We start from the raw sequence: 22,690 nt of genomic DNA, 5'->3' as shown, positions 1-22,690 counted from the left end.
TCATCTGATTCTGTTGGAAAACCCCCGAAGGAAAACTGAATATGTGAATCCAGTGAGCGAATGAGACCCACAGCAAAAGATCTGGCAGAAGCCGCTGGCGTCAGTCTGGCGACGGTGGACCGCGTCCTCAACGATCGACCCAATGTCAGCAAGAAAGCGGCACGACTGGTGACCGAAGCTATCGAGCGGATCGGCTTCGTGCGCAATCCCGCAGCGGTCAATCTCGCCCGCAGCCGCATCTATCGTTTCCGCTTCCTGCTGCCGATGGCGGGCGATCAGTATCTGCAGGAACTTCTGGAAAAGGTGGACGAGGCACGGGAGGCGTTGCGCTCCGACCTGACCGACGTCGATGTGGTGCAGATCCCGACCACCGACCCGCATGCGGTGGCGAAATATCTTTCCGGTCTTCAAAGCGAGGAAGTCGACGGCATAGCGGTCATGGCGCCGGAGTCACCTCAGGTTCGTGACGCCATGGCCCGCCTCATCGAGCGCGGGATCAAGGTCGTGCAATTTCTCTCGGGCCAGGAAAAGCTGAAAACCGCCGATTTCGTCGGCATCGATAATTTTGCCGCAGGCGCCACCGCAGGCAAACTGATCGGGCGCTTCCTCAGCCACGAGCCCGGCAAGATCATGATCATCGCCGAAACCATGATGGCACAGGACAGTATCGAACGACGCCTTGGCTTCGACAGCATCATCAACGAGCGGTTCCCGCATCTCTGTCCGCTTCCATCAGCCGAAACCTATGGCGACGAGCGCCGGGCAAGCCTTGTCATCCAGCGCATGCTTGAACACAATCCGCAGATCAATGCGGTCTACGTCTTGAGCGCCGAAGCGCGCCTTCCGATTTCCACGATCGCCCAGTTCGCCGATCTGCGCCGCCTGACCGTGGTCGTCCACGAGCGCACGCCCTTCAGCGAAGAGGCGCTTCGCGACGAGCGTATCGACGCGATCATCGCGCAGAACCCCGGCCACGCCGTGCGCAGCGCGATCCGCATCATGCGCGCCCGGCTGGAAGCCCGCGAACCGCTGGCCTCGCAGGAAAAGATCCGGATCGAGATACTGTTGAAGGAAAACCTGTGAGCGGGCCACCTGCTGCACGGAAGGCCTACCTCTTCGAGTTATCCGTGAACCCCAGTCCACGCGCTTTCGGATGCGCTCCTGGACAAGGTGGCGCCACGCCGTCTTGAAGCGCCAGAGCAGTTATACCGGCCAGCGCAGTCCCTCGACGGTGACATCGAGGCCGTGGCGAGTAAACCGCTCCCGCACCTTCTCAAGTGCTGCCAGAGCCGTGATGTCCCAAAGTCTCGCGCCTGAAAGATCGATTGTTACGGGGTCGTCGTGCAGGGTCGGGTCGAAGGCATCGATGAAGGCTTCCGCAGAGGCGAAGAAGACCTGTCCCTCCACGATATAAAGATCCCCCTCGCGCCGGACGTGCTGCATCCGTGCCACCTTGGCCGCGAAAAATACGCCGCTCATCAGGACGCCCACCAACACCCCGAGCGATAGGTTATGGCTGATCACCGTTACTGCCACCGTGGCCAGCATCACCAGATTGGACAGCGCTGGTGTGGTGCCGAGCCGTTTCAGCGAGCCCCAGTCCAGCGTGTCGATGGACACCATGATCATGATCGCAACAAGAGCCGCGACAGGGACCTGCCCAACCACCTGACCCAGCGCCACCATCAAGAGAAGCAGGATGCCTCCGGCCGCCAGTGTGGACAGCCGTCCTCGTCCGCCATATTTTACATTGGAAACCGTCTGGCCGATCATGCCGCAGCCTGCGATGCCGCCGAACAGGCTGGCAGCAACGTTCGCCAACCCAAGCCCCAGCGCCTCGGCATTCTTGTTCGAAGGAGTGCCGGTCTGGTCATCGACCACGCCAGCGGTCATCAGGCTTTCCAGAAGCCCGACCATGGCGATGGCCAATGCCGGCAGGAAGATGATGTTCAGCATATCGAGGCTAACAGGTACATCGGGCAGGCTGAAAATCGGCAGGCCGTCGGGCAGTTCGCCCAGATCGGCAACACGCGGTACGTCTATCCCGAAGGCGGAACACAATGCCGTCAACACCACGACGCAGATCAGCGGCGCGGGAATGCGGGAGATCAGCTTCGGTGTCACGTAGATGACCGCCAGTCCTGCAGCCATCACACCGTAACCAATGGGGCCTGCGTTCAGGATATGCGGCAGTTGCGCCGAGAAGATCAGGATCGCCAGCGCATTGACAAAACCCGTCCGAACAGAACTGGAGACATAGCGCATCAGCGTCGCCAGCCGGGCGAAGCCGAAGAGAATCTGGAACAGGCCCGCCAGGAGCCCCGCGGCGAAGAGGTACTGGACACCATGTTCGCGTACCAACGGCGCCACCACCATCGCAACAGATCCGGCTGCTGCCGAGATCATTGCCGGACGTCCGCCGAAAATGGCAATCACGATGCTGATGATGAAGGAGGCATAAAGCCCGACTGCCGGATCGACGCCCGCCGTGAAGGAAAAAGCGATGACTTCGGGGATCAGGGCAAAGGTAGCCACCGCGCCTGCAAGGATTTCGCGGACAGGGTTTTCCTGCCACTGGCGGAGATAGTGCCGTGTGCTGCTTATCATTTTTGAAGGGGACGCGTCTGGATTGCATTGCCCGGCGGATCGGCGGCCGGAATAGCCACCCGGGCTTGCACCGGGTCCATATGATTGATTGCCGCATAACCCAAATTGCCCACGATGCCAAGTCAGGTGATCCGGCCGGGGCCGTCATCGGAATGCCGCAGCCTCTGTCATCCGTCGGCGGGCAGCCTCGTCACCGCTATGGCCACGTCGATCAGTTCCTTGATCAGAGGGTTTGCCGGCTGGCGGTGGCCGATGGCGATGATGCAGTCGTCCATGTTGGCGATCCGGCGGAAGGTGACCCCCGGGCGGGCGTAGAAGCGTGCAGTGCTTTCGGCCGTGATGCTTATGCCCTTGCGCATGGCAACCGCCTGCAATTCCGAATCCACTGTTGCGGCCTCGAACACGACGCGGGCGCCTCGGCCCTGGCGGTACTGACCGGCGAGCCAGTAGTCCCTCCACACGCCATTGCCGGGCGCGGCAATGAATGGCTCGTCGAACAATTGTTCCACCGTCACGGTCTCCTGCAGGCTCAGGGGATGACCGTCAGGCAGGCAGGCAACGCATTTTTCCCGAGCGATCTCGACGAGACGAATGTCCGGCGTATCGACCGGCGGGCGGAAGATGCTGCAGTCGACAAGTTCCGTCGAAAGCCCGGCATCGGGATTGGTGAAATCGTATTCGACGAATTCCAGCGTCGCATTCGGCCGGCGTCGCTCGAATTCCTGCATGATCTTCGGGATGAATTCAACGGCGGTACCGATCAGATATCCGACCCGCAGGAAATTGTGCCGCGAAAGCTGGAGCGCCTTCACCTCGCGATAGAAGGTTTCCATCGAGCGGTTCAGCTTCTGCGCATAGTCACAAAGGGTCGCCCCATCTTTCGTCAGCGAGACGCTGCGGGTGGTGCGCTCGAAAACTTCGAAGCCCAGCGTTTCCTCAAGCTGAATAATGGTTTGCGACAGCGCCGGCTGCGAGACGGATAGCTTTTCCGCCGCTCTCGCAAAGCTCTTTTCGCTCGCGACAGCAAGCAGGCACCGGATGTGGCGAAGCTGGATATTCATAAGCGACATGAATTAATCCTTTCGCTAATCGTCCTTGTTGTCAACGCACCTTCATTGCTTAATCGCCGTCATCGCAGACAAGAGGGAAACATCGATGAACGTCGCGCAAACGGCCGTAAAATCGGACGAATATCGCATTGAAGAGGGAAAGCGTTCTCTCATTCATGACCCGGCAGAAGGGGACAACACCAAGATCACGCTCGTTCGGGCACGCGGCTCTTATGTCTGGGACGACAAGGGCAACCGCTACCTCGATTGCACCTCGCAGGCATGGTCGAACAACCTCGGCGCAAACGACCCGCGCGTGGTCGAAGCGGCAATCGCCCAGCTACGTGAAATCACCCATGCACGGCCGAACTTCAACACCAAGCCGCTGCTGACGCTGACGTCCAAGCTTCGCGACATCGCACCAGGCGACCTCCACCGAATCGGCTACGCCCTGCACGGCAGTCTTGCCGTTGAAATGGCAATGAAGCTCGCCCTGAAGAACCGTCCCGGCGCGCAGAACATCATCGTGCTGCAGGACGCCTATCACGGCCGCTCCATCACCACGATGGCGGCGAGCTGGCCGCATCCGGACAATCCGTTCCTGCCGCTCCAGCCGCGTTTCACCCGCATTCCGCATCCCGATCCTTACCGACCGCGCCTCGGCCTTGATCCGGAAACCGATGTCCAGCTCTGCCTTTCCCTGCTCGAGGACGTGATCGATCGCGGTGTCGACGGCGGCGTTGCGGCGATCATGATGGAGCCGATCATGGGCAACGGTGGTCACATCGTCCTGCCGGTATCCTATCTCAAGGGCGTTCGCGAGATCTGCGACCGGCGCGGCATTCTCCTGATATGGGACGAAATCCAGAGCTGCTTCGGCCGCACGGGCAAGATGTTCGCCTCTGACTTCTACGGGATCGTTCCGGATATCATGACCTTCGGCAAGGGCATCGGCGGCGGTTTCCCGCTGGCCGGGATTTTCGCCAGCGAAAAGCTCAATAAGTTCGATTCCGGCGAGGATGCGCTGACCTTCGGCTCCTTCCCTGTCGCCATGGCCGCCGCGATTGCCACCATCGATGCGATCATAGAGGACAGGCTCTGCGACAAGGCCCACGATCTCGGCGTTTACGCCACCGGCCGTCTCAACGAGATGGCAAAGCATCGCAAGCTCATCGGTGACGTCAGAGGACCCGGCCTCTTCGCGTCGATCGAACTGGTCAAGGATCGCGAGACCAAGGAGCCGGCGCGCGCGGCAGCCGCGGAAGTCTATCGTCGCGGCGTCGATCGCGGTGTGCTCTTCGGTGAAAGCCGCTATGCCGGCCTTGGCAATCTCATTAAGGTCAAGCCGCCGCTGGATTGCTCCGTGGAGGATATGGGCCATGCACTCGACGTGCTCGACGAGGTGCTTGGTTCTATCGAAGCGGACGGCATAGCCTGATGCCTTGATATGCATGCAATGCCCTCCGGCGGAAAAGCCGCCGGGGGAACTGGGAAGGAAAAGACGTGCAAAAGCACGCGACAGTCAGTGAAGAATACCGACAAAAAAGGGGATCACGACTATGTTCGACAAGAAATTTACCCGCCGATCCATTCTGGCCGCGGGAACGACTGCAGCGCTTGCCATGCCTTTCGTAAGGCCCTCCTGGGCTGCACCGGATCAGGTTCGTGCATTGATGTGGGAAGCCTATCTGCTTCCCGACAAGATTACCGCTTTCGAAGACACCCATAAGGTCAAGTTCGTCCCGAGCTTCTTCGACGGCAATTCCGAGGCCTACAACAAGCTCCGTGTCGGCGGCTCCAAGGAATTCGATCTGGTGCAGGCCGATGGCTTCTGGCCGCAGCTCTATTTCCGCGAAAAGCTGTTGCGTGACGTGGACTATTCGAAGGTTCCCAATGCGGCCGGCTACCTGCCCGAGTTCGCATCCGAGACCTTCAAGGTGCTCTCCGACCCTGAGACGGGCAAGAAGATCGGCTTTCCCTTCTGCTGGGGCGCCTATGGCATCACCTATGACGCCGGAAAGGTCGCTCCGGAGAAGACCCACTCGCTGGAATGCATGTTCAACTCGGAATTCTCCGGCATGCTTTCCACCAGCTCCCGTTTCGAGGAAAACATCGCTCTGGCAGCACTCCTCGTCACGGACCGCATGGGCACCCGTGGCCAGCCGCGTCCTGATGGCAAGCCGTTCAATCCCTATGTCCTGACGGACGAGGAGCTGGCCGAGGTCGAAAAACTCCTGATCCAGCAGAAAAGTCTGCTTCTGACGCGTTATCAGGATAACCCGACCCTCTTCCAGCTCCTTCAGAGCGGTGCCGTCGTTGCAGCGACCGAGTTCGCCCAGGTGTTCCGCCAGCTGCTCACGGCAGAGGCCCAGGGCGCAGCAACAGTCGATTTCCGCCATGCCTTGCAGATGAAGGAAGGCGGTCTCGGCTGGGTCGACACCTGGCTCGTCACCTCAGGCGTTCAGGACGGCACAAAGTTCGATCTGTGCAACAGCTTCATCGACGTGATGATCTCTGCCGATGTGATGAAGAAGATCGGAGAAGTGGCGGGTTGCTCCACCACCGTGGACCTGCGCGCCATCTCGACGGAAGACGAACGCAAGCTCTTCCTGATGGATCGTTCGAGCGAGATCGCCGACCTGTTCATGTTCGACCAGCCGTCCTCTCCCGAAAAGTGGGAACGGGTCTGGTCCAACGTTCAGGCCGCCTGATCACCGCATCCTCCATCCTTTGAAACCCGGCGGCCAGGGCGATACAACGCCTTGCGCCGCCAAGCCTGGGTAATTCTTCATGAGCCAGAGCGGATCCTACATCCGGATTGACAATGTATCGAGACGATACGGGGCGTTCAGCGCCCTTGATGGCGTCAGTCTCGATATCGCCAAGGAGGAGTTCATCGCCATTCTGGGGCCGAGCGGCTCCGGCAAAAGCACGCTGCTCCGGTTGATTGCCGGTCTTGATCGGCCGACGGAGGGCCGTATCCACTTCGAAGGGCAGGACGTCACCAGTCTTCCGCCGCATAAGCGCGGCATCGGCATGGTGTTTCAGGAGTTCCTGCTCTTCCCGCACCGGACCGTACGGGAAAACCTCGCCTTTCCGCTCAGAATGCGCAGGGAGCCCAAGGAGGTAATCGAGGAGCGGCTCGAATGGGTTGCCGGTGTTCTCTCGCTTACCAAACTGCTCGACCGCTATCCCAGCCAGCTTTCCGGCGGCCAGCAACAGCGCGTGGCGCTGGGTCGCGGCCTCGTGGCGCGACCGACACTGTTGCTACTCGACGAACCGCTCGCCAACCTTGACCGCGAATTGCGTCAGGAGATGGAAATCGAGATCCGCCGCTATCAGAAGCAGCTCGGCATTCCCTTCATCTACGTGACCCATAATCAGGAAGAAGCGCTCAGCATGAGCGACCGGATCGCGGTGATCCACAACGGACGGCTCGAGGCACTTGGAGAGCGGCAGTCGATCTACGACCATCCCCCGACGCCCTTCGTCGCACGCTTCGTCGGCAAATCCAGCAAGTTTCGCGGTATCGTCAGCGCTGACGGCACGACGGTCAGCCTGCAGAGCCACGACTTTCAATTCGCCCTGCCGGCCGGCTCCGCTTTCAAGGCCGGAGTATCCGTCGATATTTTCGTCAAGAACGAGCGCTTCGATCTCGCAAGCAAGGCCGAGGGCAGCGCGGGCATCATCTGCACAATTGCGGACGTGGTCCTGCGCGGCCCCTTCCTCGAATACGTACTCGAGACCGACCGGGGCGATACGGTGATCGCCGTCAAGCCCAAACGCAACGATCCGTTGCCCGTTGGCGAGAAGGTTCTGCTTTCCTGGAGCCCGGCCGATTGCAACGTCTTCAAGGCGGAGGACTGAGCATGCACGATGATACCATGAGACGCCGACTGCTTCTCGATATCCCCAGTGGTTTCCTGCTGCTTTTCTTCGTCATGCCGCTGGTCGCGCTGGTAGTGCTAAGCTTCTGGCAGACGGAGAACTACAAGATCGTCCGCGAGTGGACACTGATGAACTACGGCACTCTCGCCACCGAGGGCGCCTACATCACCTTCTTCATTCGCTCGCTCCTGATGGCGATCGGGGTGGGCGTGGTGCTGGTCGTGATTTCCTGGCCGATCGCCTATTTCATCGTCCGCTATGGCGGTCGCTACCGGATCATCTTCTCCCTGCTGCTGGTCATACCCTTCCTGTCGGGAGAGGTGCTGCGCCTGATTGCGCTTCAGGGCATGCTCGGACCGGCGGGATTGCTGAACGGCGCCCTGCTGCGCATGGGCGCTGCTCCGCTGCGGATGATCATGTATTCCAATTTCGCTTCCTTTATCGCCTTTCTCTACCTCTACCTGCCGCTCGTGGTGACGACGATCTACCTGTCGCTGATCAACTTCGACTTCCGACTTGCCCATGCGGCGAGCGCATGCGGAGCCAATCGCTTCAGTGTTTTCCGGGAGGTGGTCTGGCCGTTGAACCTGTCAGGGACCATCGTCGGCTTCATGCTGGCCTTCATCCCCACGCTCTCGGCCTCGCTGGTGCCCCGCTTCCTCGGCGGGCCGAACGGAACGCTCTACGGTATGTCCATGGCCCAGCAGTTCGGCGAGTCCGGCACCTGGGCGCTCGGCGCAGCCATGGGCGTGGTGCTGTTCCTTTTCTCGGCGGCCGCGCTCGTGATCCTGAGTTTCGGCGTCGATCTTCGCCGGACAGGCTTTACCGGACTTGGGAGGCAGTGAGATGACACCGCAGTTTTCGGATAACCTGATCAAGTGGTCCCTGGCCGCATTCCTGATCGTCGTCTTCGCCTTCCTCTACATGCCGATCGTGCACATCCTGTTCGCGTCGCTTTCGAGCCGGCCTAATTTTCCCTATCCACCGGAATTCAACCTGGCGAGCTATGTCAGGCTCTCCACCAACACCGTCTACCAGAGCGCATTCCTGAACAGCCTGTTGCTCGCGTCCTGCACGGCGGTCCTTTCCACTGTGCTCGGCTTTCTCGCAACGGTCGGCGTACTGCGGTTCGGCGGTAAGCGCGCGCTCTTCTACGCCATCCTTTTTGCCGCACCGCTTTTCGTTTCGGAAATCCTCCTCGGCATTTCCAGCATGGCGCTCTATTATCTGCTGTTCGAGCTGCAGGGAAACATGCTGACGGCGATCATCGCCAACACGGTGCACTGCTTCAGCTTCTGCTTCCTGATCATGGCGGCGATGCTCTATAAATACGACTGGCGGATGAATGAGGCGGCAATTGTTTGTGGCGCTTCGCCGGTCCGATCCTTCATCGAGGTCATGCTGCCGATCACCTGGCCCGGCATCATGGGCAGCCTGATCACTGCCTTCGTGCTGTCGCTGAACGGCCTCGACGTGTCCTTCTACCTTCTCGGTGCAACACCAACCATGCCCTCGGTGGCGTGGGGCGCCTTGCGCTACGGGGTAAAGCCGGAACTCTATGCCCTGTCGACGCTGATCAACCTGATCATCTTCGCTCTCGTCTTGGGCCTTCTGGTTTCGATCCGGCTGAGGCAGCGGGCCATCGGATCCGGGGAGGCCTCCGACCAGCACTGATGTTTTCCAGTGGCCCCGGTGCTGATTGGCGAGGAATGGTCTCAGATGGGTGCGTCGATGGTCAGTTTTTCGAGCACGCGCTCCAGAAAGGCATCGCAAACGTCGAGTTGATCAAGCGAGATGAACTCGTCCGGCTGATGCCCCTGAGCCATGTCCCCAGGGCCGATGACCACCGTCGGCAGCGCCAGTTTTTCCACATAGAGCCCCGCTTCGGTGCCGAATGACACCTTGAATGCCGGGGCTTCTGGAAGCACGTCCCGGACAAAGGCCAGCGCCGGGGAGTTTTCCGGCGTGGCAAGACCCGGGTAGGCGTTCCGCACCGTGAAATCAACGCCGGAGGAGGGAAAGCCCGCGACGAGCGACGCTATCCGCGTTCGTGTCCGAGCCACGATCTCGTTGAACAAGATTCGGGCATCATCTTCTGCAAGGTGGCGGATCTCGAAGTCGACGGTCGCCTCGGTCGCCACCACGTTCAGCGCATCGCCACCCCTTATGATGCCGGCATGGGTTGTCGAGTATGGCACGGCATAGGCCGCGTCCCGTGTCCCCTCATCCGCCAGTCGCGTCTGGACATCGCGGATCGCCCCGACCACCTCGCAGGCGAGATGGATGGCGTTGAGGAAAAGCGGCGCCAGCGACGAATGTCCGGGAAACCCCCTGCAGGTGGCTCGGGCCGCGAGCTTTCCCTTGTGCCCGATAACGGGACGCATTCCCGTCGGTTCGCCGACAAGAGCCACGGCCGCCCTGAAGCCGTTTGCCGAGAGATCGTCGAGAAGGCCGCGCACACCAACGCAGCCGATTTCCTCGTCATGCGACAGCGCGATATGCAGCGGCCTCTTGAGCTTCAAACGGGAAGCCTTTTCCGCCACTGCGAGGACCGAGGCAAGAAAGCCCTTCATGTCGGTCGCGCCGCGCCCGTAGACCCGGTTATCCCGTCGCGTCAGCTGGAAGGGATCGGAAGTCCACGCCTGCCCCTCGACCGGGACCACGTCCATATGACCGGAAAGTACCAGTCCATCATCGGTCGCCGGGCCAAGGCTCGCGATCAGGTTCGCCTTTTTGCCCGTCGCATCCGACACAAGCCGGCAGGAAAATCCCAGGCGGGAAAGATGGTCCCGACAGAAGGTCGCGATAGCGAGATTGCTTTCCGCGCTAACGCTTGGAAAGGCTACGAGCTTTGCGAGAAGAGCAAGGGTTTCCATGAAAACTCTCAATACTGGTGGATGGCATCCACCACGTTTTCGAGGGGAAGTCCCTTCGAAAGCCGCTCGACATTGCCCGCGAAGATGGAAAGGCAGCGGTCGATATAATTGTGGTGGTCGTCGCAGGAAGTGTGCGGCGTAATGATGAGGTTCGGCACATCCCAGAGGTCCGAGCTTTCCGGCAGCGGTTCCTCGTCAAAGACGTCGAGCACCGCGCCGGAAAGTCGCCCTTCCCTCAACGCCGTGGCCAGCGCCAGGTAGTCTACGACCGGGGCGCGGCCAATGTTGACGAGGCCGGCATGGGGCGGAAGCAGAGCGATCTCGCGCGCGCCGATGGCATTGCGGGTCGCGGGCGTAAGCGGTGTGGCGACGACGAGGAAGTCCGCCTTCGGCAACCATTCGTGCAGTGTATCGACCGTATGGCAGGCGTCGAATGCCTCGACGGGCCGGCCGTTGCGGGAAATGCCGATGCGCCTGACACCGAGCGGCTTCAGGCAGGCGGCAATCGCGCTGCCCAGTGATCCCGTTCCAAAGAAAAGCGCCGTCTTGCCGCGAATGGTCGATGAGAAGGCCTGATCCCAGCGTCGCTCTTTCTGGCTGGTGATGAGGCGCGGCATGCGTTCGTTGAGCATCAGAACCGCCATCAGACCATATTGCCCGCCCTTTTCCTCGTGGGCACCGGAGGAATTGGTCAGGACGGCACCCGACGGCAACCAGTCGAGCGGCATGTAGTATTCGACGCCGGCGGACAGGCAATGGACGACGCGCAGCTTGCGACCGTAATCCCTCAGGCGTTGAGGATCGAAGCCGGAACCAATGAAGAAGGTCGCGGCCTGGAGACTGGCAAAATCCGGCGCATCGGCGCTGTTTACGGAAATCTCGACGCGATCCGCCTGCGCCCCGAGCGCACGACGGAGATCGTCCTGCGAAACGACAAAGTTGCCGAAAGCATTCTCCCTGTTCTCCACATAGATGCGGAGTTTGCCGTCGCCGGGCGTAAGGGGGGCGGGCATCGATTTGGCGGTCATGCGTTTCCTCTTTCAGATGACCCCGTGGTCACGACAGGCTCAGCGGCGGGCCGCCCCACCCTTTGGCCTCTGGAAATACTCGATCGCGGCAAACAGGATAACGACCACAAAGAGCACGCAGACCGAGGCTGCGGCGATCCTCGGGTTCACGGAAAGCGTAATGTCGTCCCACATCTGCTTCGGCAACGTCGTCTTCAGCCCGCCGCCGATGAAGAGCGCGACGGTCAGTTCCTCGAAGGATTGCAGGAAGCCGGTGACAAAGCCGACGACAAGGCCGGCCTTGACCATCGGGAAGGTGATGCGCCGGGCGATCTGCAGGCGCGTCGCGCCAAGTGTTGCGGCCGCCTGATCGAGCCGCCAGTCATGCTCCTTGAAGGTCGCAAGCAGGATGACGAAGACGATGGGCAACGCGATCACGCTGTGACCTATGGCGATGGCGCTGTCCGTCGCGATCATCGAAAGGCTGGCGAAAAGATAGAACAGCGAGATGGCGATGACGATGGGCGGCACCACCATCGGTGCCATGAAAACGAGGAAGGCGAGGCCGGAGAGCCGGCTCTTCGAGCGGGCAAGGCCAAGCGCCGCGAAACCGGCAACGATGACGGTGATGATGGCGGTCGCGAAACCGATACCGAAGGAACGCAGCGTCGCGGACACCCATACCGGAGATGTGAAATAGGCTTCGAACCAGCGGAGACTGAAGCCCACGGGCGGGAAGGAAAGGAACTCCGCCTCCGTGAACGCCATCGGTATGACCCCGACGATCGGGAAGAGCAGCAGGGTGACCACAAGCCAGCCATATGCGGACAGGACGCCGCGCCCGGAAACGCCTCGAAGGTTGCGTCGGGCGAAAGTCTCTCCCATCGCGAAGAAACGGCCGAGCGCGCCGGTGACTGCCAGCCCGAAGCGCCGCCAGCGCCCGTCGGCGGCTCCCCGCCTGCTTTCGCCGGCGATGGAGGAAAGGCCGAACAGCCGGTCATAGACGAAGATGGTCAGAAGCGACGAGACGACGAGCATCACGGCGAGCGCGCTGCCGAATTTCCAGTTCTGCAACTGGTTGATCTGGGTGATGATCAGCTGGCTGATCATCGTGTCCTTCGGACCGCCGACCAGGGTGGGCGTGATGAAGAAGCCGAGCGAGGAGACGAAGACCAGCAGGCCGGCCGTGGCCACGCCGCGCGCCGAAAGATGAAAGAAGACCTGCCAGAACGCCTGCGCGCCGGTCGCCCCCAGCGTCTCGGCCGCCATGGTCAGTCGCCTGTCGATCTGGTTCATGGTCGGCATCATGGTGACGACGGCCAGCGGCAGCATGGTGTGGACCATGGCGAAGATGACGGTCGCGCGGGAAAAGAGCAGCGCATCGCCACCCGGCAGGCCGAGCTTTTCCATGCCCGCGGCAACGATGCCGTTGCGGCCGAGAAGGACCAACCATGCGAAGTTCTTCACCAGCGCACTCGTCCAGTAAGGCAGGAGCACGAACATCAGCATGACGCGCTGGCGCCGGCCCGGCATGCCGGAAAGCCAGTAGGCCAGCGGATAGCCCAGAAGCAGGCACCAGAGCGTGACCTGAAAGGCGACCGAGAAGGTGGTGGACAGCACGCGCAGGTAAACGCTCGACGCGGTGATCTTCGAATAGGTCGCAAGCGTCAGGCTGCCGGCCTTGTCGAAGAAACTGATGGACATCAGTTCCACGGTCGGCACGAGAAAGAAGATCAGAATGAAGGTAAGGCCCGGCACCGCCAGCCAGAATGGGCCGGCCTTGACAAGACCCGACAGGCGTCTGGCGGTGGCAGGCGCCGGGCTCGTGGCAGCCATGGTCATGCGATCTTCTCCCTCGTGGTCTAGGCCCGGATGGCGGCGAGCGCCATCATGACAGTTTCCTTCCCTTTGTCCTGCTCCGTTCAATCGGCCGCGTAGCGGTTCTTCGGGCGAATGAGGCCAAGGTTCTCGCGCAGCGTCGTGCTCGCATACTCGGTCTTGTAGGAGCCGCGCTCCTGCAAGATCGGGATCACCTTGTCGACGTAGTCATCAAGGTTTCCGGGATAATACCCGATCGGCATCATGAAGCCGTCGCCGCAGCCGGCTGCGACCCAGTTCTCCATGAAGTCGGCAACCTGCTCGGCGGTGCCGCGCATGACGCGATTGCCGCGACGGTAGCTGGTGGCGATTTCGCGCAGCGTCTTGCCCTCGCGGATCAGTTCGGCGATCTGGTTGAAATAGACAGTGTGGTTGTTCGAAACCTTCGGGATGCGATCGAGCGGAACCGGCTCGTCGAGCGGCAGGTCGAGAAGCTTTGCCTCAAGGTCCATGCACAGATACATGACCGACAGTTCGACCGGCACGAGAGACTGGAGATATTCGAACTTCTCTTCCGCTTCCTTCTCGGTATCGCCGATCACGGCATCGAAGCCGGAGAGAATGTTGAGCTGGCTCATGTCGCGACCGTATTTCGCCATGCGACCCTTGAGGTCGTCATAGAAGGCCTTGGCGGCCTGCATGCCGGAGCCCGTGCCGAAGACGATTTCGGCGGTTTCGGCAGCCAGTTCCTTGCCGGCGTCGGACGCGCCGGCCTGGATGATGACGGGATGGCCCTGCGGCGAACGGGCGACGTTCAGGCCGCCATAGACCTTGAAGAATTTTCCCTCATGATCGACCACATGATACTTCTTCGGGTCAAACTGCATTGCATTCTCCTTGTCGAAGATGAATGCGCCGTCTTCCCAGGTATCCCAATAGGCCTTGACCACCTCCACGCATTCCTTCGCCTTCTCGTAGCGTTCGCCGTGGGGCGGAAGCCGGTCGAGGCCGAAGTTGCGGGCGGCATAGTCGTTTGCCGATGTCACGACGTTCCAGGCAGCGCGCCCCTTGGAGATGTGGTCGAGCGCGGCGAACTGGCGGGCGATGTTGAAAGGTTCGAAGAAGCTGGTCGACATCGTGCCACCGAGGCCGATGTATTTGGTGTTCATGGCAAGCGCGGTGAGAACGGTGATCGGTTCCAGACCGTTCTGGTAGATCGGCGATTTGGTCCAGATCTCAAGGTTCTCGGTGCGTGTCGCCGGGGTGTCGGCGAGGAAGAAGACGTCGAACAGCCCCTCTTCGAGCCGCTTGGCCATGCGGATGTAATGATCGATATCGGTATCGGCGCCGGCTTCGGCTTCCGGGGTGCGCCAGGCGCCCTTGTGGTAGCCGTTGGCTTGGAAAAGGCAGCTGAGGACAATCTTTTTCTTGGTCATGGTTCCGCACTCTTGAGGGAGCGACGCGCTTGCGCCGAAGAGAAAGGGACCGGGTCTAATGGACCCGGTCTAGTTCGGACGCGCGCCGGGGGCAGCGCGCATCCTCAGGAGAAATTTACTGCAGCAGGAATTCCTGCATGCGCTCGACTGCCGCGTCGTAGTTTGCCGACCACCACTTCGAGTCGATCTCGTAGAGATTGCCGAAATTCTGCGGCGCGGTCGGCAGCACTTCCGCGCGATCCGCAGGCATGAAGTCGAAGGCCTTCTTGTTGCTCGGACCGTTGGCGACGATCGAGGAATAGGCGCCCTGCTGCTCCGGCTTCATGCAGAACTCGATGAACTTGTGAGCAGCCGCCATGTTCGGGGCATCCTTGACGATCGACCAGCCATCGACGGAATAACCACCCTGGAAGACGGTCTTGACCGGTGCGCCGGCCGCCTTGGCGGCATAGGCGCGGGCCGACCAGGTGTCGCTCATGTCGACTTCGCCGTTCTGCAGGATCTGCGTATTGTGGGCGCCGCTGGTCCACCAGACGGCCACATGTGGCTTCAGTTCCTCGAGCTTCTTGAAGGCGCGGTCCATGTCGAGCGGATAGAGATCCTTCGGCGCGACGCCATCGGCCAGCAGCGCGAATTCCAGCGCAGCCCAGGCGCCCTTGTAAAAGCCGCGGCGGCCCGGGAACTTCGCGACATCCCAAAAATCAGCCCAGCTGGCCGGGCCGGCATCCGGGTACTTGTCGGTACGGTACGCCATGACGGCGCCGAAAACCGAGAAGCCGAGCCAGTTGCTGGTCAGCATGCCAGGCAGGAGATCGGCGGTTTCGGGACCGGAGATTTCGAGCGGAACCGTGTAGTCCTTCTCTTCAGTCAGACGCATCACATGGTCGGGCGTGACCATGCAGACATCCCACAGATAGGACTTGGTATCGACCTGCAGCTTGAACTGGGTGACCGGATCCGGATCATGGGCAACGCCGACGACCTTGATGCCGGTCGCCTTTTCGAAAGGATCGTAGAAGGCTTTCTTGATGGCTTCGCCCGGCGCGCCGCCGACGTCGGCGACGGTAAGCTGACCGGTCGCATAGGCGGAGCGCAGCAGTCCGGGCGTGGCAAGCGCACCGGCGGCCAGACCTGCGGTCTTCAGGAGACTGCGGCGGGTGGGATGGAGGATCGATGACATTCAAGTTCCCTTCTGGTTATGGTTTATGACTGGCATGCGAGGCGGATGAAACGGTTAGCGATCGAGGAAGCGGGCGTCCTCCGGGTTCCAGGAAAGGCCGACCGGTTCGCCATGCTGCAGCTGCGGCAGGCTGGACGAGCGAAGCGCAGTGATCGTGAAGCCGCTGTCCAGCCTCACGATGAGCCTGCTCTGCGGGCCGGCATAGATCGTCTCGATGAGGCGACCGACAAGCGTCGCCCCTTCCGGCTCCTCGAAGCGGATGTGCTCCGGTCGAACGACGAGGAAGCCTTTGACTGCCTGCGTCGCGGCAGGCAGCGGCAAGGCGCCTTCGGTCGTAACAAGACGGTCGCTTTCCACGCGTCCCTCAAAGATGTTCGAGACGCCGATGAAGTCGGCGGCAAAGCGGCTGACAGGTCTTTCGTAGATTTCCTGCGGACTGCCGATCTGTTCGATCCGGCCGGAATTCATCAGGCAGATGCGGTCGGACAGCGCCAGCGCCTCCTCCTGGTCGTGGGTAACGAAGATGATGGTCGAGCCGGTTTCACGATGGATGCGGCGAATCTCGATCTGCATGGCTTCCCGCAGCTTGCGGTCGAGCGCGGAGAGGCTTTCATCCATCAGGATCAGCGAGGGATGATAGACGAGGCAACGAGCAAGCGCGACGCGCTGCTGCTGGCCACCTGACAGCTCCGAGGGAAAGCGCTTGCCGAAATCGGCAAGCCCGACCATTGCAAGGGCCTCTGCGATCCGGCGCTCGGCATCGCCCCTTGCGACCCGACGCATTTCGAGCGGAAAGCCGACATTTTCATGCACGGTCAGATGCGGAAACAACGCGTAATTCTGGAACACCACGCCAACGTCCCGCTGACTGGCCGGCGTCCCGGTATGGTCGCGTCCATCGATGGTCAGTATCCCGTCCGAAGGCTGCACGAGGCCGCAGATGAGCTGCAGCAGCGTCGTCTTGCCGGAGCCCGACGGTCCAAGCAGCGTCAGGAGTTCTCCCGCGTGAACCTTCAGCTCCGTCGGATGCAGGGCCGCAAAGTCGTCATAGAACTTGCAAAGTCCTTCGGCTTGGAGCTTGAGCGCGGGAGAAGTCGTCGAGGCGCTCACCGGTGTCGAGGTCGTCACGTCGATCACGCTGTTCTTCATGTTGCAACTGTCATCCTGTAGCTGCCGCCGAGAGACCACTCCGGCCGGTTTGGCGGATCGCCGAAAGGCTTGTGATGGAAGTAAGTCGGATGGGGTGGCGGGTGTAAATTATGAAATTCTGGCCCACTGCTTAGCTGCTGTCTAATCACATGCCAGCGCCCAAATTATAGGCAGAACAAGCGGAAGATTCGGTTCGCATGGGTGCACATGCCCTGATGCGGATCAGGGCAGACGAACGCGCTTTTCCATTGCGGGAGCGACCATGCCGGGAATGTAGGCGTCGGAGATACGGTTCCGGCAATGGCGCTCGAAAAGTTCGATGAGGCGTGACTTGCGACGATCCCTGAGAGAGACAAGGCCGATCACCATCGGCTTGTGATCGCCTGCAAGACGCACACGCACCAGCTTGCGTCCGTCCATCGCGACATCCGCCCGCGGCCTGACATTTGCGAGCGTATAGCCGTAGCCGTTGGCCGCCATGGTGCGCAGAATATCCTGGTGTGGCGAGCGCGCCCCGATATTGGGATCGATGCCGACCTGCATGAAGATGGCGAGGAAATATTCGCGGCTGATCGGTAGGTCGAGCAGCAGCAGCGGTTCCGGTGCGATGTCCTGCACGGTGACTGCGGAAAGTCGTGCGAAGGGATGCACCTCACCGACCAGTACATGCGGAGGCAGGCTGGCGAGCGGCACGAAGTCGAAGCCATCGGGCACCAGCAGATCGTACATGATGGCGACATCGATTTCCGCGCTGGAGAGCTTCTGCAGCAGGGTATCGTGATCGCCGACGACCTGCATCACCTTCGTCGAGGGGAAGGCCGATGTGAAGGCGTGGGAAAGTTCCGGCATGATCATCGGTGCGAGCGTGACCATGCAGCCAAGGCTGAGTTGCCCCCTCACCTTGTCGTTGGCTTCGGAAGCCACCTGATAGATCTGCTGCGCGTGCTCAAGCAGGCGCTTTGCTTCCACCAGCAGTGCCTTGCCCGCCGACGTCAGAATTAGTCCCTGCGCGTGGCGGCGCACGAACAACTGCGTGTCCAGTTCCTGTTCAAGGTGGGCGATAGCAGTGGAAATGGAGGGTTGCGAGATGTTGATCCGCTCGGACGCCAGAGTGATCGATCCGGTCTCGGCAGTGGCAATAAAGTACTCGATCTGGCGAAGCGTGTAACGCATGCCTTTCTATACCTCCCTCCTTCGTCTGACAAAAGCAATCGTTCGGCGAGTAGGACGATCACCGGACGCGGCAGAGGCGACATTCTTCAAAAAAGCGCGTGAAATCAAGCTGATAGTCTCCAGCCGAAAAGACTATTCAAGGGGCGATCTCCCTCCTCCATCAACCCGACCTGGCATAACGGTCACTCGTCGCCGGGAACGCCGTAGCTCGGTGCGGCATCAGGCTTCAGCGCCCGCGTGACATAATCTTCCAGCTGCGGCTCGTAGAGTTCCCAAAGGGCGGCAAGCTGACCGATCGGATCTTCCTCCGCCCAATCGACACGCAGATCTGCAATCGGCCAGGAAACATTGCGCACCATCAGGAGCCCGGCGGAATGCACCGGCCCCGCCTCGCCGCCCGCAGCCAATCCGGCGAGCATCGACGCGATCAGCCGGTCTCCGAGCGCACCCTCCGATGCCTCGAAAGCTTCGACCATTCGCGCGGGAACGTCGGTATTGGCCAGCAGGTTGCCGGCGGCAGCGCAGTTTTTGCCCCTGGCGGTCGCGTAGGTCCCGAGCGTATGCTTACCGGAATGAACGGCGGTATTGCCGTTCGTGTCGAGCAGCACGAGTTGCCGGTACTGCGCGGTTGCGTAGCCATCGAGAAGCTTTTCCAGAGCCCTATCCGCATCGAGGCCCGACGCCAGGAGGTCGAGCCCCTTATGGCCAAGCGACGGGTCGGTAATGTTCTGGGTCGCCACGACGCCGACACCGGCGCGCGCATGGGCGCAGCGAGCCGCGACCGCCGGCGAAGACGAAGATATCGCGATCCCGAATGTTCCGGTCTTTTCACACCGGCCGCTGATGGAGAAGGTCATGATGCTTCCCTTCCAGCGTCAATCGGGAATGACGGCGGTGACGTCGATTTCGACCAGCCACTCCGGACGGGCGAGCGCGGAGACGACGATACCCGTCGAGACCGGGAAAACACCCTTCAGCCACTTGCCGACAACGAGATAGACCTGCTCGCGATAACGCGGATCGATGATGTAGATCACGATCTTGGTGATGTGGCTGAGTTCGGAACCGGATTCCTCAAGCAGCATCCTGATGTTGTACATGGCCTGCTCGGCCTGCGCGGTAACGTCGCCAACCCCGACACTTTCGGATGTCTCGAGGTTCTGTCCGATCTGCCCGCGCACGAAAACCATGGTGCCTCGGGCAACGACGGCCTGGCAGAGGTCGTTGTCGAGCTTCTGCTCCGGATAGGTCTCCTTGGTGTTGAACATGCGGATACGTTTATGGACGGGCATGGAAAAACCTTTCGAGATGAGTGCGAATGAGGCAGGGTCAGGCGGTGCAGCCGTGCGCTGTGTCGAGACGTGCCGGACGGCCATAGGCGCGACCGGAATAGATGAGCGGTAATCCCTCATCCGCTTCGGAAATGGCCACCACCTCGCCGATGAAGACGTGATGCGTGCCGATCTTCTGCTCGCTAGCCACGCGGCAATCGAACGAGACCAGACCGCCGTTCAGGCGGGGCGCCCCCGTCGATCCGGTTTCCCATATCGCGCCGGCAAACTTGCCATCGATGGTGTCCAGCCGGCCGGCGAAGCGGTCGGAAATGGCCGACTGGCTGTCGCGCAGAACGTTGACGCAGAAGCCACCGTTGTCACGGATCGCCTGGGCGGTCGCGCTGTTCTGATGCAGGCAGACAAGCAGCGTCGGTGCTGCACCATCCGCCGAGACCGACGACATTGCCGAGACGGTTGCGCCGGAACGGCCGGCCGGACCGTCGGTCGTAACGATATTGACCGTGCAGCAGGCGCGGCTCATCGCGCTGAGGAAATCGTTCCGGAGACTGTTTTCCATCGTGATTGCTCCCTGGGAGAACGACCGGGTTCGGCCGTTATTCTGCGGCGGAACGGGTGGCTTGCGTATCGAACCAGCGCGAGACGGCGCTGTCGCCGGGCGTGCGGGTCGTCTCGCCGAGAACCGAGTCCGACAGACCGGCCGCATGCTTGACGAATTCCATCGGGCCGTCCCAGTCGAAGTTGCGGTAGACGGCGGCCAGATGCGCGAAGGGCGGCGACTGGGCGAAGAGCTGGAAGGTCAGCCGGTGACCGGCATAATCCGAGTTCAGCATGTCCCGCGCGAAGGCGAGCAGCTTGCGGCGATCCTCCGCCACCCAGTCCTCGTTGACCGTGTAGAACTTGTCCAGCCACGGCTTGGTTTCCGGTGCATCGAAGGAGGCCTTGTCCGGCGTGACGCAGATCTGGCCGCCGCAAAGTTCGCGGGTCAAGTGCATCATTTCGTGGAGTTGCGAACAGGCGAGTACGCGGCCCGAATAGAGCAGCGACTGGTTGGGCATGATCAAGCCGCCCGGCGAACGCTCGGAAAGCGTGATCGCCGCCGTCAGATGAGCATTGATGCCCTCCCGGTAGCAGGCGAGCTGGGCAAGCTTTTCCTGAACCGCCTGCTGCTTGTCGAGCCCCGTCTGGCGCACGTTGAAAAGAGCCGCGCCGATCATCATGTCGGCAAGCTTCAGGTTGCGCTGGGTGAAGGCAAACGCGGAGTAACGGTGCAGCGTGGCGCGAATGAACATTGCCGCCTTGGTGTGGCGGTAGAAAAGAACATTCTCCCACGGGATCAGCACGTCGTCGAAGATCACCAGCGTGTCGACTTCGTCGAACTTGTTCGACAGGGGATAGTCTTCCGCCGGCGCGCGTCCTGCAAAACCGGTGCGGCAGATGAACTTCAGGTTCGGCGAGTTGAGGTCGCAGATGAAACCGACGGCATAGTCGGAATAGGCGGAGTTGCCCCAGTTGGCGATGGTCGGCTTGGTGAAGGCCTGGTTGGCGTAAGCGGCGGCGGTCTCGTATTTGGCGCCCCGCACCACGATGCCCTGATCGGTTTCCTTGACCACATGCAGCAGCATGTCCGGGTCCTGCTCCTGCGGCGGCTTGGAGCGGTCACCCTTCGGATCCGTGTTGGCGGATACATGGAAGGGATCGTGATGCAGCACCTTCTGGATATGGTTGCGGATATTTTCCGAAAACTGCGGATCGACCTCGTTCAAAACGTCCTGGCCGTCGAATAGCGACCACATCTCGCCGACGGTCTCATCGCCGACGCGGGTGACGATGCCGCCGACATCCTCGAGAACGGTATCCGTCGCCCGGCGCTTGTCCCACCAGTCGGCCTGGGTGTGAGGCAGCTTGTTGTTGACCGCGTTCCACTCGCCGTCTTCCTTGTAGGCCATGATATGGCGCGTCGCCGGATCGTGCTGCATGTCATAGATGCGGGCGCGGATATCCACGAGCGGCTTGAACATCGGATGTGCGGTCACATCCTTCACACGCTCACCTCTTACGTAAACCTCGCGCGTGCCGCGAATGGAATCCTTGTATTCTGAACCCGTTCTGATCATTTCGGACCCTTCAAGTGTCTCGATCTGGTATTTCGATTGCTGCGTCGATTATCGGCGGCTTCGTTCTGGCTGAAAAATAAAAGTTTCCGGGTTTATGCTTCAAACAATACGAAGCCGAACTCCGTCTCAGCTGGCATATGAGGGATCTTCCCTGTCCAGCATCCGCTTCATTTCTTCGAAGTGAGCGATGGAGAAGTCGGTAATACCCTCCCAATCCTGGGCGGTTTTCTCGGCGACATCGTCATCGAGCACATTCAGCGGCTGGCCCGTAGCATAGGCATTGACCAGGATCTGGCAGGCGCGCTCAAGGGTGTAGATGTCGTCGAAGGCCTCGCCGATCGTACCGGAAGTCACCATGACGCCGTGATTGCCCATCATCAGCCGCGATTTGTTGCCCAGCAGGTGTGCAAGACGAGCGCCCTCGGCTTCCGTGTCGGCCATGCCTCCATAGAGCGTGTCAACGGCAATGCGGTTGAAGTAACGCGCAGTGTTCTGGTCGATCGGCTTGACAGTCGGGTCCTTTAGCGTGGCGATCGTGGTCGAATAAATCGGATGAAGGTGGAGCGCGACGCGAATGTGCGGCGCAAGCCTATGGAGCTGCCCATGGATGGACCACGCCGTCGGATCGATGTCCGGTCGGCTCTTGGCGTCCTCGTCATCCGCATCGAGCAGGATGAGATCGCTCGCGCGAATGGTCGAGAAGTGTTTCCACTTCGGGTTCAGCAGGAACTTGCGGCCATCTGGAGAAACGGCGGCGCTGAAATGGTTCGCGACGGCTTCGTGCATGCCAAGCTTTGCAACGATACGGAAGCAGGCTGCCAGATCGATGCGGATTTGCGTCTCATCGGGTGCCGTCATGGTTCTCCTCTTGGCCGTTATGGACAAACCTCGCCCGGGCTCCGGCAAGGCTTTGCCGGCGCTCATCACTGAAGTTTGCGACTTGCTGTTGGGAGAATAAGAGGCCCCGCACGGGGGAATGTAAAATATGAAATTCCTGATGATTGGTTAGCCAAAACCTAGGCGAGGGAGCAAGGCTCTTGCGATCCGGCAATCCTGAAACAAACGCGATGGCCCCTTCCCGAACTTAGCAATTCCACC

The 22,690-nt window shown here is 60.9% G+C and carries 20 protein-coding genes and 1 other annotated feature; of the genes, 6 read left to right on the top strand and 14 right to left on the bottom strand.

All coding sequences use genetic code 11. The annotated features are described in order from the left end of the window. Window positions 1–60: 60 nt before the first annotated feature. Window positions 61–1,083 (top strand): LacI family DNA-binding transcriptional regulator, encoded by a 1,023-nt coding sequence (locus tag NBH21_RS23020; RefSeq protein WP_250913139.1) that lies wholly within the window; start codon window positions 61–63, stop codon window positions 1,081–1,083. A 120-nt stretch (window positions 1,084–1,203) separates the two neighbouring features. Here the strand turns inward: NBH21_RS23020 and NBH21_RS23015 are convergent, their stop codons facing one another. Together NBH21_RS23015 and NBH21_RS23010 are read right to left on the bottom strand one after the other, a co-directional pair. After that, complete coding sequence (locus NBH21_RS23015) at window positions 1,204–2,607, bottom strand: SulP family inorganic anion transporter (RefSeq protein ID WP_250913138.1); 1,404 nt, start codon at window positions 2,605–2,607, stop codon at window positions 1,204–1,206. A gap of 25 nt (window positions 2,608–2,632) precedes the next feature. Further along, window positions 2,633–2,688, bottom strand: a sequence feature (sul1 is cis-regulatory element that is thought to sense ions involved in sulfur or methionine metabolism; They are found in Alphaproteobacteria). Between the two features lie 86 nt (window positions 2,689–2,774). Next, on the bottom strand, window positions 2,775–3,677 hold the full coding sequence (locus NBH21_RS23010) for a LysR family transcriptional regulator (RefSeq protein WP_250913137.1): 903 nt from the start codon (window positions 3,675–3,677) through the stop codon (window positions 2,775–2,777). Window positions 3,678–3,762: 85 nt separating this feature from the next. On the opposite strand from NBH21_RS23010, the gene NBH21_RS23005 reads away from it, so the two are divergent. The 5 genes from NBH21_RS23005 (at window position 3,763) to NBH21_RS22985 (ending at window position 9,218) form a co-directional block, all read left to right on the top strand. Next, window positions 3,763–5,094 carry an aspartate aminotransferase family protein gene (locus NBH21_RS23005; RefSeq protein ID WP_250913136.1) on the top strand — a complete coding sequence of 444 codons (1,332 nt, stop codon included), beginning with the start codon at window positions 3,763–3,765 and terminating at the stop codon, window positions 5,092–5,094. Between the two features lie 121 nt (window positions 5,095–5,215). After that, on the top strand, window positions 5,216–6,367 hold the full coding sequence (locus tag NBH21_RS23000; RefSeq protein ID WP_250913135.1) for an ABC transporter substrate-binding protein: 1,152 nt from the start codon (window positions 5,216–5,218) through the stop codon (window positions 6,365–6,367). A 79-nt stretch (window positions 6,368–6,446) separates the two neighbouring features. Further along, the gene (locus NBH21_RS22995; RefSeq protein WP_250913134.1) at window positions 6,447–7,523 is read left to right on the top strand and encodes an ABC transporter ATP-binding protein; all 1,077 of its coding nucleotides are present in this window, start codon (window positions 6,447–6,449) and stop codon (window positions 7,521–7,523) included. Between the two features lie 2 nt (window positions 7,524–7,525). Continuing rightward, window positions 7,526–8,389, top strand: coding sequence for an ABC transporter permease (locus tag NBH21_RS22990; RefSeq protein ID WP_250913133.1), 864 nt, complete (start codon window positions 7,526–7,528; stop codon window positions 8,387–8,389). Between the two features lies 1 nt (window position 8,390). Beyond that, window positions 8,391–9,218 (top strand): ABC transporter permease, encoded by an 828-nt coding sequence (locus NBH21_RS22985; protein WP_250913132.1) that lies wholly within the window; start codon window positions 8,391–8,393, stop codon window positions 9,216–9,218. Window positions 9,219–9,259: 41 nt separating this feature from the next. Here the strand turns inward: NBH21_RS22985 and argE are convergent, their stop codons facing one another. The 12 genes from argE to NBH21_RS22925 form a co-directional block, all read right to left on the bottom strand. After that, complete coding sequence (gene argE / locus NBH21_RS22980; protein ID WP_250913131.1) at window positions 9,260–10,420, bottom strand: acetylornithine deacetylase; 1,161 nt, start codon at window positions 10,418–10,420, stop codon at window positions 9,260–9,262. Window positions 10,421–10,428: 8 nt separating this feature from the next. Then, window positions 10,429–11,448 carry a D-2-hydroxyacid dehydrogenase gene (locus tag NBH21_RS22975; protein ID WP_250913130.1) on the bottom strand — a complete coding sequence of 340 codons (1,020 nt, stop codon included), beginning with the start codon at window positions 11,446–11,448 and terminating at the stop codon, window positions 10,429–10,431. A 39-nt stretch (window positions 11,449–11,487) separates the two neighbouring features. Next, entirely contained in the window at window positions 11,488–13,269 is a 1,782-nt protein-coding gene (locus NBH21_RS22970) for an ABC transporter permease subunit (protein WP_250913129.1), read from the bottom strand. An 80-nt stretch (window positions 13,270–13,349) separates the two neighbouring features. Then, complete coding sequence (locus NBH21_RS22965) at window positions 13,350–14,681, bottom strand: LLM class flavin-dependent oxidoreductase (protein WP_250913128.1); 1,332 nt, start codon at window positions 14,679–14,681, stop codon at window positions 13,350–13,352. Window positions 14,682–14,796: 115 nt separating this feature from the next. Beyond that, window positions 14,797–15,861 (bottom strand): ABC transporter substrate-binding protein, encoded by a 1,065-nt coding sequence (locus tag NBH21_RS22960; protein ID WP_250913127.1) that lies wholly within the window; start codon window positions 15,859–15,861, stop codon window positions 14,797–14,799. Between the two features lie 54 nt (window positions 15,862–15,915). Beyond that, window positions 15,916–17,010, bottom strand: a complete 1,095-nt coding sequence (locus NBH21_RS22955) for an ABC transporter ATP-binding protein (protein ID WP_250913126.1) — start codon at window positions 17,008–17,010, stop codon at window positions 15,916–15,918. 222 nt (window positions 17,011–17,232) lie between these two features. Then, window positions 17,233–18,183, bottom strand: a complete 951-nt coding sequence (locus tag NBH21_RS22950; protein WP_250913125.1) for a LysR family transcriptional regulator — start codon at window positions 18,181–18,183, stop codon at window positions 17,233–17,235. Between the two features lie 182 nt (window positions 18,184–18,365). Further along, a complete protein-coding gene (locus NBH21_RS22945) occupies window positions 18,366–19,040 on the bottom strand; it encodes a DUF1028 domain-containing protein (RefSeq protein WP_250913124.1) in 675 nt (224 codons plus the stop codon). A gap of 18 nt (window positions 19,041–19,058) precedes the next feature. Beyond that, a complete protein-coding gene (locus NBH21_RS22940) occupies window positions 19,059–19,475 on the bottom strand; it encodes a RidA family protein (protein ID WP_250913123.1) in 417 nt (138 codons plus the stop codon). Window positions 19,476–19,512: 37 nt separating this feature from the next. Continuing rightward, entirely contained in the window at window positions 19,513–20,034 is a 522-nt protein-coding gene (locus tag NBH21_RS22935) for a flavin reductase family protein (protein WP_250913122.1), read from the bottom strand. 37 nt (window positions 20,035–20,071) lie between these two features. After that, window positions 20,072–21,592 (bottom strand): 4-hydroxyphenylacetate 3-hydroxylase family protein, encoded by a 1,521-nt coding sequence (locus NBH21_RS22930; protein WP_250913121.1) that lies wholly within the window; start codon window positions 21,590–21,592, stop codon window positions 20,072–20,074. Window positions 21,593–21,718: 126 nt separating this feature from the next. Next, window positions 21,719–22,450: a class II aldolase and adducin N-terminal domain-containing protein gene (locus NBH21_RS22925; protein ID WP_250913120.1), complete on the bottom strand. Its 732-nt coding sequence runs from the start codon at window positions 22,448–22,450 to the stop codon at window positions 21,719–21,721. Window positions 22,451–22,690 lie beyond the last annotated feature (240 nt).

The sequence above is a fragment of the Ciceribacter sichuanensis genome, from assembly GCF_024055605.1.
GTDB lineage: Bacteria > Pseudomonadota > Alphaproteobacteria > Rhizobiales > Rhizobiaceae > Allorhizobium > Allorhizobium sichuanense.
This window is presented reverse-complemented; position numbering and strand designations above follow the sequence as displayed.